This is a genomic window from Staphylococcus succinus, from assembly GCF_029024945.1.
GTDB classification, from domain to species: domain Bacteria; phylum Bacillota; class Bacilli; order Staphylococcales; family Staphylococcaceae; genus Staphylococcus; species Staphylococcus succinus.
The window spans coordinates 195,704-210,653 of sequence record NZ_CP118976.1 but is presented as its reverse complement, the minus strand read 5'-3'; the positions used below and the strand labels follow the sequence as shown (position 1 = coordinate 210,653).

Genomic DNA, 14,950 nt, shown 5'->3' with positions numbered 1-14,950 from the left:
TTACATTTTATATGATAGCACAATACGATAATTTTTTTAAGTAATTTCGAAAAGTTTTTAACTTTTAATTATATGATACTCTTGTATAATACTTAGGATTTTTTATATAGCTAAAAACATTAAAAACCCATTGTTTTTCAACAGTGGGCTTTATCGTGCTTAATAATATTTTTAATTGTACGGATTTAATTTCACTACTAATAGAACAAATTAATTTTGATATGAAATTGTTAGTACTCTAATATTCAAAGGCGTTTCGCTTAAAAAATCCCTTCCAAAGGTAAACTTTTGGAAGGGATTTTATTATTATTGGATTATTTTATTTATTAAAATAATCCCGTTGGTTTCGTATCATAACTGACAAGCAAGTTTTTTGTTTGTTGATAATGATCTAGCATCATTAAATGGTTTTCTCGACCAATACCACTCATTTTATAACCACCGAATGCTGCATGCGCCGGATAAGTATGGTAATTATTAACCCACACTCGTCCAGCTTGAATACCTCTACCCGCACGATATGCTGTATTTTGATTTCGTGTCCAAATACCTGCGCCTAATCCATACATTGTGTCATTGGCCATTTTTACTGCTTCATCATCATCTTTAAATGTTGCGACTGAAAGCACAGGTCCAAATATTTCTTCTTGGAATATTCTCATATCTTGAGTTCCTTTAAATATGGTTGGCTCAATATAAAATCCGTTTTCTAAATCATTACTTTCTTTTCTAGTATTTCCACCGACGAGTAGTTCTGCGCCTTCTGATTTTCCGATATTTAAGTATCTCTCTATCTTTTCTTGTTGCTCATTTGAAGTTTGTGCGCCTACCATCGTAGTATCATCTAAAGGATTTCCAAGTTTAATTTTTTTAACTTTATCTATACATAAATCAATAAATGATTCATATATATCCTCATGTATGAGTGCTCTTGAAGGACAAGTACACACTTCACCTTGGTTCAATGCAAACATCACTAAGCCTTCAACCGCTTTGTCTAAAAATTCATCTTTTTCATCCATAATATCTTTAAAAAAGACGTTTGGTGATTTGCCACCAAGTTCTAACGTCACCGGAATAACACGATCACTAGCATTTTTCATAATAATTTTTCCGGTTGTAGTTTCTCCTGTGAACGCTACTTTATTAATATCATTATGCGTCGCAAGTGCTTCTCCCGTTTCTGCACCAAATCCATTTACTACATTTAATACACCTGCTGGTAATAAATCTTCTATCAACTCAATAAAATGCAAAATAGATACTGGTGTTTGTTCTGCTGGCTTAAGTACAACTGTATTACCTGTAACTAACGCTGGAGCTATCTTCCACGTTGCCATAAGTAGCGGGAAATTCCACGGTATAATTTGTCCTACAACGCCGAGTGGCTCTTTATAATGATAAGCGACTGTATCGTTATCGATTTGGGAAATACCACCTTCTTCTGCACGTATCACCCCTGCAAAATATCTAAAATGATCCACGACTAATGGTAAATCTGCGGTAAGCGTTTCTCTAACAGGCTTTCCATTATCAAATGTTTCTATCACTGCTAAATATTCTAAATTTTCTTCTACTCTATCAGCAATATTAAGTAGTAATTGTGATCTTTCGGCTGGAGATTTTTTCCCCCAGTCTTCTTGTGCTTTACGTGCTGCTACAACTGCTAAATCTACATCCTTTTTTGTAGACCTTGGAATCTTGGCATATGCTTCTCCTGTAATTGGCGAAATATTATCAAAATAATTGCCCTCTTGAGGTTCTGTCCATTGACCTCCAATAAAATTGGCATATTGTGATTTAACTTTATACTTTGCATCTTTTTCATTTGGATTAGTAAATATCATAGTATAGCCCCCTTTATTCACTTCTATACCCTTGACGCCCTTATAGTAAGCGCTTACCTTAAAATCTACAAAAAAGACTATCATGTCCCTCATATAAATTGAGACATAATAGCCTAATAAAGCTATGTATAAAAGTAAATCAACGTGTGGTCATTGAGACGATAGAACTGATAACCAATATGATTCCAGTCAAAAATAACATGAATAACAATAGAATAATTGGTGATATAAAAGTAAGTACTAATCCACCCATTATAAAAATGAAGGCGAAACATAATTGCCATATACCAGATAATATACCTGTTGCTGTATATTTAAATACGCCTAATATTAAGGCTGGCAAAAATAATAATAACGTAAATGCAATATTTATCATTAATTCATAAGGCTCATTAAAGCTAATAGCATTCGGTCCAATAGAATAATGTGCTGTTAATAATAAAGTTAAGGTGATTAAAATAGCTGAAGCGAATAATAAACTAATACGATATTTCAATTTGTAACAACCCCTGAGTACTTTTTGTCTACTTTAGTTTATTATTACTCATAACATGTACATTTGTCAAAATATTTTGTGAATTATATTTTTATTTCACATCTTATCTTATGTATAAATTAATACTTATTTATTCTATTTAATCATTCCCATACAAAAAACCCCTTGAAACCAATGAGGCTCAAGGAGTTTTTGATTATATATTATTTAGTTGTAACTCGTTATCACTTGCTTGACGTACTTCTTTTAGCAATGCATAATCCTCAATTAACGATTTGCCATAAGATGGAATCATTTCTTGGATTTTAGGTTCCCATTCATTAATATATTCTGAGAAGTTTTTCTCTATGACTTCTAATGCTACGGAAACTGATGTAGAAGCTCCTGGAGACTCACCTAACAATGCAATAACTGAGTGGTCTTTTGAATTAACTACTTCTGTACCAAATTGGATAAAGCCTCTGCCATGTTCTTTCGTATCTTTAATAACTTGAACGCGTTTACCAGCTTGCATAATATCCCAATCTTCATCTTTTGCATCAGGTACAAATCGACGTAACTCTTTCATTCTATCTGCTTTCTTAGCCAAAACTTCTTGAATAGAATATTTAATTAACGGGAAGTTCTTAACTGCTGATGATAACATAGTAACCACGTTACTCGTATTAATAGACTTAAATAAATCTAAGTTAGAACCATTTTTTAAGAATTTAGGTCCAATTGCTGCAAATGGTCCGAATAACAGTGAGTTTTCATCTTGAATATAACGTCTATCTAAATGCGGTACAGTCATTGGCGGTGTACCTTCTGGTTCTTTTCCATAAGCTTTAACTTCATGTTTGGCTACGACTTCAGGGTTATTACATACTAAGAATTCTCCTGTTATCGGGAAGCCACCTAAATGTTTGCTCTCTGGGATACCAGTTTTTTGTAATAATGGTATTGCTGCGCCACCTGCGCCAATAAATAAATAATCCGTAATGTGATGTTCTACTTTATTCGTGTTAAGATCTTTAACCTTAACTTCCCATTTACCATCTTTACGACGGTTAAAATCCTGTACTTCATGTTTATAGAAGAGCTCTGCATTATCATGTTCATTTAGATTTTTAGCCATTTTTCTAGTAAGCTCTCCAAAGTTAACATCTGTACCTTCATCAATTTTACTAGCAGCAACTTTTTCATTTGGATCTCGGCCTTCCATTACTAATGGCATCCATTCTTTTAACTTATTATGATCTTCAGTATATTCTATACCTTTGAACATTGATAATGGAGACAGTGCTTCAAAACGTCTTTTCAAGAAATTTACATTTTTTTCCCCTTGCACAAAACTAATATGCGGTAAAGGTCTAATAAATTCTTGTGGATTTTGGATTTGTTTACTTTTTACTAAGTATGACCAAAATTGTTTAGAAATTTCGAATTGTTCGTTAATCTCTTTTGCTTTTTCAATATCGATAGAACCATCTTTTTGCTCAACTGTATAGTTCAATTCACATAATGCAGCATGTCCAGTACCGGCATTGTGACGCTCATTTGAACTTTCAATTGCAGGCTTTTCAAGTCTTTCAAAAAGTTTAATATTCCAATCTGGTGCAAGATCTTTTAAAAATGAGCCGAATGTTGTACTTAAAACACCCGCGCCAATTAAAATGACGTCTTTTGAGTTTGATTCACTCATTTTTTTACCACCTTTCATAATCACTTTTTTGAATAAATCATATAAAATACTGAATAGTTTTTCTAAGATACAACAAAAAACAAATCACTTTAATGATTTATTTTAGGCACACCTTTGTACTATTCGAATTATTCTATACTAGTTTTATCGATAAATATCTCTCATAACCTATAATAAATCAACACTCATAAAATGTAAAATGTATATTAAGATAACGCTTACTTTTTATGATTATATGCCTATTAGTATAAAAGTTTTAAGTGTATCATGATTCAATAATAATATTGTCAATCAAACGTGCTTGGCTAAATTTGACGGCTAAAGAAATAAAAATACTTCCGCTGATTTTGGATTGTTCTACTAGTTCTGGATAACTATATACAGCTACAGTTTCTACGACACCACTTGTATGTTGTTCAATATAGTTTTGTGCTTCCGCTATTAATGTCGCACTATTACGTTCGCCTTGATTATATAGTCTTTGGGCTAATTTTAGGCTTTGGTAAAGATGCGGTGCTTCGATTCTCTCTGCTTCAGATAAATAGACATTACGTGAACTTTTCGCTAAACCATCAGATTCACGAACAGTATCAATACCTACAATTTTTATAGGATGATTAAAATCTTCTACCAACTTCTCTACTATTGCTAATTGTTGCGCATCTTTCTTACCAAAATATGCTTGTTGTGGTTTGACGATATTAAATAATTTATTAACTACAGTTACTACTCCATCAAAATGTCCGGGACGTTGTTCACCTTCTAAGACTGATGCCAGACGTCCTGCTTTAATTTCAATAGTAGGCCGTTGTGGGTACATTTCTTGTTCATTCGGATAAAAAATATAATCTACTCCAACTGTTTCGGCTTTAGCCATATCGGTTTGAATGTCACGAGGATATGCTGCTAAATCTTCATTAGGACCAAACTGTAACGGATTAACAAACACACTAATGACTGTCACATCATTTTCTCCAACTGACTGTTTCATCATTTTTAAATGTCCTTCGTGTAAAGCCCCCATTGTTGGTACAAAACCAATGCGTTTTTTGTCTTCAGCGCATTGTCGTGAAATCTGATTCATTTCTTCTATAGTGGTAACTAAACTTGTCATTCTGACTCTTCACCTGCTTCTAACACTTGCTTCTTATATGTATGTGCCGCATCTGGAAATTGTTGTGCTTTGACTTCTTCATTATATTTCGCTAATGCTTCTGTTCCAACGGAAAAGTCGCCATATTGTTTTACAAATTTCGCTTGATGTTCTACCCCATAGTTTAGTACATCATGATATACCAATACTTGACCATCTGTGCTATTCCCAGCACCAATACCTATAACTGGGACATCCAGTTTAAGTGTGATGTCCTGCGCTAAATCACTAGGTACTGCCTCTAGAACTATCATAGATGCACCTGCTTGTTGAACAGCCAATGCGTCATCAACAAGTTGCTGTGCCGCTGCTTTCGTACTTGCTTGCATTTTATATCCAGTGATACCCACACTTTGTGGTGTCAGTCCAAGATGTGACACAATTGGAATGCCCATATTTCTACAGTTTTTAATGTATTGCGTTAAATGTGCACCTTCTGCCTTAAGCGCGTTTGCCTGCGTATCTCGGTATAATTTCACTGCTAGTTCTAAATCATACTGCTCATTTAGACCCACAGCACCAAAAGGAACGTCTACAATCACATATGTATTTGGCGCACCACGTCTTACAGCCTTAGCATGGTGAATCATATCTTCAATCGTCACTTGAACAGTGCTTTCATAACCTAGCACTGTCATTCCTAAAGAATCTCCAACTAATATCGTGTCTATTTGCGCTGCTTCTGCTTGCTTTGCACTCGGAAAATCATAGGCAGTAATCATAGAAATCTTTTCATTATTTTGTTTCATTGTCATTAATTGGTTTAACGTTTTCAATTAAAATCTACCTCACAATTTGTTATATTTATAATACTATCAATATCTTAACGAATCTATATAGAAAAGGAAATAAAAATATGAATAATATTGCAATCATTGGACCTGGAGCAGTTGGTAGCACAATCGCTTTCGACCTTTACCCTAAATACAAATCCTTACTATTACTTGGACGACAAGATTATGACCTGACATACTATGCCAATGGTAATACAAAACATCCATACACATTAACAGTATCATCTTTAAAAGCAAGCTACTCCAAGATTGACGTATTAATCATTGCAGTTAAAATACCCCAACTTGAATCGATACTACCAAAAATAGATGATCTCATCCATGATCAAACGATAATTATTTTAGCACAAAATGGCTATGGCCAATTATCCCGTCTTCAATATCCCAATGTCTTTCAAGCCGTTGTCTATATTAGTGGTCAAAAAAATGGGGCTACTGTAACACATTATCGAGACCACAAGCTCGTTTTACAAGACGCGCCTCAAACACGGTTAATAAAAAAAATGGCCACAAATACTGATTTAAACATTGAACTTACAAGTGATATCAATCAAGCGATATGGTACAAACTGTTAGTTAATTTAGCTATAAATACCGTCACTGCACTTACGAGACAAACTGCAATCGTACTCCAAACACCTGGCATAAAAACGTTATGTCAGCAATTATTGACAGAAGGTGTTAGCATCGCCCAGGCGGAAAATGTAAATTTCAATAAAGATGTCATACAAGATATTATGTCTATATATAACGGCTATCCTAATGAAATGGGTACGAGTATGTATTATGATATTATCTCGAACAAACCATTAGAAATTGAAGGTATTCAAGGCTTTTTATTTAATAAAGCTAGAACTCATAAATTATTTACACCTGTGTTAGATACCGTTTATCCATTATTGTTAGCACAACAAAAATATTAAGTTGTCAGTCATGATATGTTAAGACGTTAACAACTCATTATGACACACTATTTACAGCATTTCTAAATTGCTTTTCAATCATTTGAATACTCATATCCACTTTTATTTAATAATCAAAAATTATTTTCAGTCGTACAGTTGGCCTTCGATATTACTGGTATATAGTGAAGCTTTATGTACTTTTAAACAGTTCATAAACAGTTCACAAAAGTAATGTATATTTCCAGTATTAAGAAATTGGAGGTCGAATAAAATGAAAAAATTAATGTACAGCTCTGCATTTTATACGTTATTAGGATTACTCAGCGGCTTATTTTATCGTGAAATGGCGAAAGGAGAAAATTTTAGTGGTTATTCACAATTAAACATAACACACACGCACCTATTGGTATTAGGTACAATAATGTTCTTGATATTTATGATGATTGAGTACCAACTTAAATTAACTAAACATAGTAAACTATTTAATAGTTTTTTCTATATTTTTCACTTAGGTGTTCTAGTAACAGTAGCTATGCAATTCGTAAATGGTATAGCTACAATTAAAGATTTCAGCGTCAGTCCTGCAATTGCTGGAATCGCTGGTTTAGGCCATATTTTTCTAACAGTGGCTTTCGTATTGTTCTTTATTCTATTGAATAAACGTATCAATATACACACAACAAAATAACATAATATAAAAGTTACAAAATAATTAGAACGAAGTGGGCGATTAAGGTTTTAACACCAAACTCACTTTGTTCTTTTTTTATAAATAAAAATACTAAACATATTAACTATTCATTCAATAATTTAATTCATTAAACTGTTAACGAATTAATTGACACTCTTGCTAACAATTTTCAAAAGTGTAAAATGGCTAGCAAGCGCTTACATTTTGTGATATTCATTCATCTTAAGTTAGGAGAGTTATTTTGCTTACAGAAATTATTGATACGTTAGATAAGATTGTATGGAGCCCACCATTAGTATTTGGGTTATTAATTACTGGACTATTATTTTCAATTGTTACACGTTTTGCACAAGTTAGACAGTTCAAAGAAATGATTCGTCTTTTATTTAAAGGCGAGAAATCTCCTCAAGGTATTTCTAGTTTTCAAGCTATTTCATTATCTTTAGCTGGAAGAGTAGGAACCGGTAATATCGTGGGCGTTTCAGCTGCAATATTTATTGGTGGCCCTGGCGCAGTATTCTGGATGTGGGTTACTGCTTTATTAGGCGCGAGTACAGCTTTTGTAGAATCAACTTTAGGTCAAATATACAAACAAAAAGAAAATGGCGAGTATAGAGGTGGACCAGCTTATTATATCGAAAATGGTATAGGCGGAAAATTTGGTAAAATATTCGCTCTAATTTTTGCAGTCATTACAATTATCTCAATAGGTTTATTAATGCCTGGCGTACAATCCAACGCTATTGCTACTTCTTTACATAGTGCTTTTAACATTCCTAAATGGATAGTTACTATATTTCTTGTAGTATTACTGTCACTTATTATATTTGGTGGTATTAAACGAATTGCGAGTATGGCAACTGCTATCGTTCCTTTTATGGCTATTGCTTATATACTTTTAGCCGCTATTGTAATTTGTTTAAATATTAGCCAAGTGCCTGAACTCCTAACACTTATCTTTAAATCGGCATTTGGTTTACACTCTACTTTCGGTGGAATTATTGGCGCCATGATAGAAATTGGGGTAAAGCGAGGACTTTATTCTAATGAAGCGGGTCAAGGTACTGGTCCACATGCTGCTTCAGCTGCCGAAGTATCTCATCCTGCTAAACAAGGACTGGTACAAGCATTTTCTGCTTATATAGATACACTTTTTGTCTGTACAGCAACTGCATTAATCATCTTGATTTCAGGAACTTTCAATACAACAGATGGCACGGAAAATGCAAATGGAAAACCGAATTTAGTTGAAGATAATGGGGTTTATGTATTAAATGCAGATGGTTCTAAAGACCCTTCTGGCACAGCAATGTATGTCCAATCTGGTATCGATAAAGCATTTCAAGGAGGCGATTATCATTTCGATCCTAATTTCGCTGGTTTTGGTTCTTACTTTATCGCTATTGCACTATTTTTCTTTGCATTTACAACTATTTTGGCATATTCCTATATTACAGAAACGAATACTGCTTATCTCACACGAAAGATGAGTGCCAAAAAATCCAATATTTTTATCACTATAACACGATTAATATTAATTTTTGCCACTGCATATGGAACACTTAAGACTGCTGACGCTGCTTGGGCAATGGGTGATTTAGGTGTCGGTATGATGGCATGGTTAAATATCGTCGCCATTTGGATACTTTGTAAACCTGCATTCCATGCTTTAAAAGATTTTGAACAACAAAAGAAAGCAAAAGGTTCTGGGAAGCTTGCTGTTTTCAGACCGACACAACAAGAAGCACCTAATGCACATTTTTGGTTTGATCGAGCCAAAAATGATGACGCCATGGATAAACATGATTAATTATACTCATTTTATTTTGCATTGATTATAAGATATATGAATTAAAGCAGTCATAATTTTATGACTGCTTATGCTTATATACATCTCTTTAAATTTAGGAGTTAAACTTTGCCATGTAAAAATATCAATATCAGTGTATTAATTTATTCGTTCCAACTACAATAATATTGTAATTTTTAGACATCTTTCCTTCTTGAGTCAGACAAACCGCACACACCTTCGTTGTAATATTGTTCAAAAACAAACAAATAACCTTTTCATTCTTTGAAATATGTCCATAACAAAAGCATCAGTAGCTAATGAAAAGTACGCCTTCTATTAAAAGTATAATGTACTTTTTCAAGATAAAATCCTAACTATATGTCACAAACGTAGATATCTAAAAGTAGATTTAAATCTATAGTCTAGCAATCATATGATTTCTCCTTTGTATCAACTACATTTCAAATACACTACCATATACACCTATTCATGAATTAATACTTTAATTTATATATCATTTTATTGATAGTCTATGACCATAGAAATGACTGTAACATCATCGCCATTATTAATATAGCTATGCTTTACATCTGACTTAAATCTTAAAGCGTCTCTTTTATTTAAATTCAGTACATTACTTTCTAAGTGCATTTCCAATTGTCCTTTGATTACTATAATAGATTCTTCTGAACCGGATAAATGTGGTTCAGAATCTAACTTTGCACCTGGATCAAGTTCTACATAAAAGAATTCAAAAGACTTGCTCTTTTCAAATGGAAAATATGGATATACACGATATTTCCCTTCGTCTTCTGTTACAGGTACAATATCTTCTTTATTTACTTGAGTATAATCTGACTCTGCTTCATTCATTAAACTACTAAATGACAACTTCAAACCGTTACTAATTTTCCATACTGTATTAATTGATGGAATTGTATTGCCTTTTTCAATCTCGTTTAATGACGAAGTGCTCACACCCGTGAGTTTAGATAATTGTTCCAAACTAATTTTATTTTTCTTTCTGTATAAATAAATATTTTTAGCTACTATTTTATGGAACTCCACAATTATGACTCCTTTTTTTATTGACTTTCCAGTATAGCGGATATAAATTCCCTTTAAAGGGAATTTCCTATATACTGGAAATCAATCTAATATATATCCATGATACAGGATGTGATAAGGAGAATGCAATTTGTTCATTTCATTTATAATCTATACACTTTTCATGAGTTATACACCCGGTCCTAATAATTTATTAGCATTAGACGGTGCTCTACGTTTAGGTATCAGAGGTACACTAAGATTTTTAATAGGAATCGGTTTAGGTTTCTTATCACTATCATTAATTTGCCTACTATTTAGCACATATGTCGCTTCATATTTTGACAAGTTCATTACCATTATTAAAATCATCGGTTTTATTTACTTATTATATCTCGCATATTCTGTGTTTACGCACAAACAAAGTGATACTCACAATCATAATTGTTATCGTTTAAGAGATGGCCTATATCTTCAGTATATGAACCCTAAAACAATTGTTTACGTTATCACTGCAATTATCACATATATTACATCACAAACTACCGGAATTTTTATAAGTATTTCTTATACACTTATTATTGCTTTAATAGGTGTATCTGGAGCAATTACGTGGGCATTGATGGGGCTTTGTTTCAAAAAGTGGATTCTCAAATATAACTTGTTCTATAAAATATCCATGGCTTCGTGTTTAGTTATATTAGCATGTATGATGATTTTCGAATAAAGCATCATGATTTCTACATTTCAGCTATAAAACCATACTTATATCTATCAAGTTTATTTTCTCCTTGCATGATAGCCTTTCTTAGCACCTAGTATTTTTATTTTATAATTGATAGTCTTACATGCTTTAAAGAAAGCATCCTACTTCTCTAAATAATAAATCTCCAAACTAATTGCTTGCAATTCATTTGAGCTGGCGTTAACATATAATCAATCGCGCGCGATTAATATATATCAGGAGGTGCTTTATTTGGATGAAACAATGAAACTAACCAATCAACTGTGTTTCTCAGTCTATAATGTCAGTCGCTTATTCACTAAATTTTATGAGCAAGTGCTTTCAGATTTTGGTTTAACTTATTCACAATATTTAGTACTTGTTTCATTGTGGGAACAAGATAATCAAACACTATATAACATTGGTCAATCACTGAATCTCAAAAGCAATACACTCACACCATTACTAAAACGATTAGAGACAGCTGGTTGGATTGAACGAAAAAAAATTGCATCCGATAAAAGACAACTACTCATTAAGCTCACTGACAAAGGCAAATCTCAGCAACATGATATTTATCAGGCTATATCTCAATGTGTCTCAGAACAAATGAATTTACAAGAATATCAAGAAGCTAAAGATATTATGGATAAATTAGAGCTTTCATTAAAAAACATTGTGTCTTAACACAAAAACAGGAGGAATTATACATGTCAGAAACATACAATTATGACGTCGTATTTATCGGAAGTGGTCATGCAGCTTGGCATGCTGCCATCACACTGAAACAAGCTAATAAAAAAGTAGCAATTATTGAAAAAGACAAAATCGCTGGCACTTGTACAAACTATGGATGTAATGCAAAAATTTTACTTGAAGGCCCATATGAAATTTTAGAAGCTGCCCAAAGTTACCCTAATATCATTAATCAAGACCAATTATCTATAAACTGGTCTAATTTGATGAACTATAAACACCAAGTGATATCACCATTATCAAATACTTTAGAACATATGTTCACACAATATGGCATTGATGTATTCCATGGTGCCGGCACTTTAGTCGACCCACATACTGTATCTGTTAATAAAACCCATATCACTTCAAATCATATTGTACTTGCTACCGGACAACACAGTAATAAATTAGATATCGTGGGATCTTCATTCACTAATGACAGTCGTGATTTCTTATCATTAGAGCAATTTCCTAAACGTATGACTATTGTTGGCGCAGGTATTATTGGTATTGAATTTGCATCTATTGCTGTAAAAAATGGTTCAGAAGTTAAAGTCATACATCATTCAAACGAACCGCTAAGAGGATTTAATCGCAATCATGTGACTAAATTAATAAATAAATTATCACAAGAAGGAGTTCAATTTTATCTAAGTACTTCTCCTAAAGAAATTAATAAAACAGATAACGGTTTGGTTATTCAAACCAATAATGGCGATGTGATCAATACAGACTATATTCTTGATGCAACTGGACGTCTTCCAAATGTGGAAGGCATTGGTTTAGAGCATGTTGGTATTGAATATAGTCACAGTGGAATTCAAGTTGATGAATATTTAAGAACAAATATCCCAAATGTTTATGCAAGTGGCGACGTATTAGATAAAACCATTCCTAAGTTAACACCTACAGCCACATTTGAGTCTAATTATATTGCTAGTCACATTTTAGGTACAGAAGTTAACCCTATCACATATCCTGCTATCCCTTCTGTATTATATTCTTTACCACGCCTTGCACAAATTGGTGTGACTGTTGAAGAAGCACAAGATAAAGAATCATCTTATACGATTAAGACGATTCCCTTTGGCCAACAACTTTTATTTGAATATAAAAATGAAGTAACCGCTGAAATGGATATTATACTCGACCAACAAAAACGACTCGTTGGTGTTGAAATTTACGCCAATGATGCGCCAGACTTAATTAATTTAATGACTTTTATTATTAATAAACAAATAACTGCTCAAGAGTTAAATCAAATGATTTTTGCTTTCCCTGGCAGTTCAAGTGGCGTACTAGATTTATTGAAGTTACAAATGATGTAATCAATTAACCCTATCAACAAATAAAAAAATCCGCAGACAACTTATTGTCTACGGATTTTTGCTTATGATTATTGGAAGAAACCAGAAATTGTTTTAACTTCTAAGAATTCTTCAATACCATAGTCTCCCCATTCTCTGCCAATACCAGATTGTTTATAACCACCAAATGGCATATCAGCACTTCTTGGATATTCATTAATTTCAATCACACCAGCTTCAAGTGAAGTAGCTACTTTTTGTAATACTTCCATATCTGTACCATATACATAACCAGCTAGGCCATATTTTGTATCATTTGCGATTCGAATTGCTTCATCAACATCACTGTAAGTAATAATAGACATCACTGGGCCAAATATTTCTTCTTGTGCTATTGTCATGCTATTTTCGACGTTAGTGAAAATTGTAGGTTTTACAAAGTATCCCGTTTCAAGACCTTCAGGTTTACCTTCGCCACCGAATTCAATTGTAGCACCTTCTTGTGCACCAATTTTAATAAATTCTTGAATTTGATTAAATTGTTTGCTGTTTATAACTGGACCCATATCAACTGTAGCATCTTGTGGATCTCCGACTTTAATGTCGCTCATTTTTTCTTTAACTTTTTCTATGAACGCATCTTTGATAGATTCAGGAACAATCGTTCTTGAACCAGCGATACATACTTGTCCAGAATTATCGACAACTTTATGCACAGCTGCATCAGCCGCTTTATCCAAATCAGCATCTTCTAAAATTATATAAGGTGATTTCCCACCTAATTCTAGCGAAACTTTTTTGAAGTCTTTACTTGCTTTTTCCATAATTTTACTACCCGTATTACCTGATCCTGTAAATGAAACCATTCTAATTTTTTCATTTTCAGAAATTGGATTTCCTACACCTAATCCATCACCATTTACTAAGTTGAATACACCTTTAGGCATGCCAACTTTATCAAAAATTTCAGCTAGAATAATCGCTGCAAACGGCGTTTCTTCAGAAGGTTTTAAGACAACAGTACTACCTGCAGCAAATGCCCCAGCTAGTTTTAATGCCGTTTGATTGGTAGGGAAGTTCCAAGGTGTAATTAATCCTGCCACACCAATCGCTTCTTTAATTACGATATTGTTGCCTCGACGTTCTCTGAAGTTGAAGTTATCTAATGCATCTCTAGCTGCTTTAAAATGCGCTAATCCCATTTCATAATGTACGTTTTCAGAAGCAGTAACAGGCGTACCAAGTTCTAAAGTCATCGCCTCAACTAGATCTGCTTTACGATTTTCATATTCTTTTACAATATCGTTAAGCAAATTTTTACGATATTCAATTGATGAATGTCTGAATTCTAAGTAAACACTATCAGCTGCATTGACTGCATCTTCCACGTCTTGTGCATTACCTTTAGCTATTTTACCAAAAGCCTCTTCTGTCGCTGGATTAATGACATCCATTGTTTCATTACTGTGACTTTCGACCCATTGGCCATTAATATATTGTTTTGTTTGATCGAACATATTACCACTCCTCTTAACCTTTTATATTCATATTCAGCTTAAATTACATTCTGATATAAATTAAGACCAATCGAATATTACGCTGATATTAATATCAATTCAAATAATCGGCTTAAGATTAAATGTATTTTTTAATTAAAGCCTTTTAATGCTTTTTATGTATATTTCCTGGGCAATTAAATTGTTATAAGTGGGGTATAGCATATACTATAACTCGTATATGATTGTGCATATTTAAAAATAATATAATACACA

Annotated in this window: 13 protein-coding genes; 6 read left to right on the top strand and 7 right to left on the bottom strand. The window is 33.1% G+C overall.

Annotation, left to right across the window (positions count from 1 at the left end):
• Positions 1–326 precede the first annotated feature (326 nt).
• From exaC to panB, 5 genes are all read right to left on the bottom strand, one after another.
• Positions 327–1,847 carry an acetaldehyde dehydrogenase ExaC gene (exaC, locus tag PYW31_RS00915; protein WP_046838034.1) on the bottom strand — a complete coding sequence of 507 codons (1,521 nt, stop codon included), beginning with the start codon at positions 1,845–1,847 and terminating at the stop codon, positions 327–329.
• Between the two features lie 139 nt (positions 1,848–1,986).
• The gene (locus PYW31_RS00910; protein ID WP_046838035.1) at positions 1,987–2,343 is read right to left on the bottom strand and encodes a hypothetical protein; all 357 of its coding nucleotides are present in this window, start codon (positions 2,341–2,343) and stop codon (positions 1,987–1,989) included.
• Positions 2,344–2,539: 196 nt separating this feature from the next.
• Positions 2,540–4,048 carry a malate dehydrogenase (quinone) gene (mqo, locus tag PYW31_RS00905; RefSeq protein WP_256201618.1) on the bottom strand — a complete coding sequence of 503 codons (1,509 nt, stop codon included), beginning with the start codon at positions 4,046–4,048 and terminating at the stop codon, positions 2,540–2,542.
• A 244-nt stretch (positions 4,049–4,292) separates the two neighbouring features.
• Positions 4,293–5,141 (bottom strand): pantoate--beta-alanine ligase, encoded by an 849-nt coding sequence (gene panC, locus PYW31_RS00900; RefSeq protein ID WP_046838037.1) that lies wholly within the window; start codon positions 5,139–5,141, stop codon positions 4,293–4,295.
• Positions 5,138–5,956 (bottom strand): 3-methyl-2-oxobutanoate hydroxymethyltransferase, encoded by an 819-nt coding sequence (gene panB / locus PYW31_RS00895; RefSeq protein ID WP_046838038.1) that lies wholly within the window; start codon positions 5,954–5,956, stop codon positions 5,138–5,140. Before panB ends, panC begins: the two co-directional genes overlap by 4 nt.
• Positions 5,957–6,036: 80 nt before the next feature.
• Here panB and PYW31_RS00890 point away from each other — a divergent pair, with 80 nt between their 5' ends.
• The 3 genes from PYW31_RS00890 (at position 6,037) to PYW31_RS00880 (ending at position 9,380) form a co-directional block, all read left to right on the top strand.
• On the top strand, positions 6,037–6,897 hold the full coding sequence (locus PYW31_RS00890) for an oxidoreductase (protein WP_046838039.1): 861 nt from the start codon (positions 6,037–6,039) through the stop codon (positions 6,895–6,897).
• Between the two features lie 253 nt (positions 6,898–7,150).
• The gene (locus PYW31_RS00885; RefSeq protein ID WP_046838040.1) at positions 7,151–7,567 is read left to right on the top strand and encodes a DUF2871 domain-containing protein; all 417 of its coding nucleotides are present in this window, start codon (positions 7,151–7,153) and stop codon (positions 7,565–7,567) included.
• A gap of 244 nt (positions 7,568–7,811) precedes the next feature.
• The gene (locus PYW31_RS00880; RefSeq protein WP_046838041.1) at positions 7,812–9,380 is read left to right on the top strand and encodes an alanine/glycine:cation symporter family protein; all 1,569 of its coding nucleotides are present in this window, start codon (positions 7,812–7,814) and stop codon (positions 9,378–9,380) included.
• Between the two features lie 501 nt (positions 9,381–9,881).
• Here the strand turns inward: PYW31_RS00880 and PYW31_RS00875 are convergent.
• Positions 9,882–10,430: a helix-turn-helix domain-containing protein gene (locus PYW31_RS00875; RefSeq protein ID WP_046838042.1), complete on the bottom strand. Its 549-nt coding sequence runs from the start codon at positions 10,428–10,430 to the stop codon at positions 9,882–9,884.
• Positions 10,431–10,560: 130 nt separating this feature from the next.
• Between PYW31_RS00875 and PYW31_RS00870 the strand changes: the two genes are divergently transcribed.
• The 3 genes from PYW31_RS00870 (at position 10,561) to PYW31_RS00860 (ending at position 13,199) form a co-directional block, all read left to right on the top strand.
• Positions 10,561–11,136 carry a LysE family transporter gene (locus PYW31_RS00870; RefSeq protein WP_046838043.1) on the top strand — a complete coding sequence of 192 codons (576 nt, stop codon included), beginning with the start codon at positions 10,561–10,563 and terminating at the stop codon, positions 11,134–11,136.
• A gap of 261 nt (positions 11,137–11,397) precedes the next feature.
• Positions 11,398–11,820, top strand: coding sequence for a MarR family winged helix-turn-helix transcriptional regulator (locus tag PYW31_RS00865; RefSeq protein ID WP_046838053.1), 423 nt, complete (start codon positions 11,398–11,400; stop codon positions 11,818–11,820).
• 23 nt (positions 11,821–11,843) lie between these two features.
• Complete coding sequence (locus tag PYW31_RS00860) at positions 11,844–13,199, top strand: dihydrolipoyl dehydrogenase family protein (RefSeq protein WP_046838044.1); 1,356 nt, start codon at positions 11,844–11,846, stop codon at positions 13,197–13,199.
• Positions 13,200–13,267: 68 nt separating this feature from the next.
• On the opposite strand, the gene PYW31_RS00855 is transcribed toward PYW31_RS00860, so the two are convergent.
• Positions 13,268–14,695, bottom strand: coding sequence for an aldehyde dehydrogenase family protein (locus tag PYW31_RS00855; RefSeq protein ID WP_046838045.1), 1,428 nt, complete (start codon positions 14,693–14,695; stop codon positions 13,268–13,270).
• Positions 14,696–14,950: the final 255 nt, after the last annotated feature.

What these genes read in the sequence shown, in the direction of transcription:
- PYW31_RS00860 (WP_046838044.1), top strand. Translation starts at nt 11,844, where the DNA reads ATGTCAGAAACATACAATTATGACGTCGTATTTATCGGAAGTGGTCAT.
- exaC (WP_046838034.1), bottom strand. Translation starts at nt 1,847, where the DNA reads ATGATATTTACTAATCCAAATGAAAAAGATGCAAAGTATAAAGTTAAA.
- PYW31_RS00885 (WP_046838040.1), top strand. Translation starts at nt 7,151, where the DNA reads ATGAAAAAATTAATGTACAGCTCTGCATTTTATACGTTATTAGGATTA.
- PYW31_RS00855 (WP_046838045.1), bottom strand. Translation starts at nt 14,695, where the DNA reads ATGTTCGATCAAACAAAACAATATATTAATGGCCAATGGGTCGAAAGT.
- PYW31_RS00865 (WP_046838053.1), top strand. Translation starts at nt 11,398, where the DNA reads ATGAAACTAACCAATCAACTGTGTTTCTCAGTCTATAATGTCAGTCGC.
- PYW31_RS00890 (WP_046838039.1), top strand. Translation starts at nt 6,037, where the DNA reads ATGAATAATATTGCAATCATTGGACCTGGAGCAGTTGGTAGCACAATC.
- panC (WP_046838037.1), bottom strand. Translation starts at nt 5,141, where the DNA reads ATGACAAGTTTAGTTACCACTATAGAAGAAATGAATCAGATTTCACGA.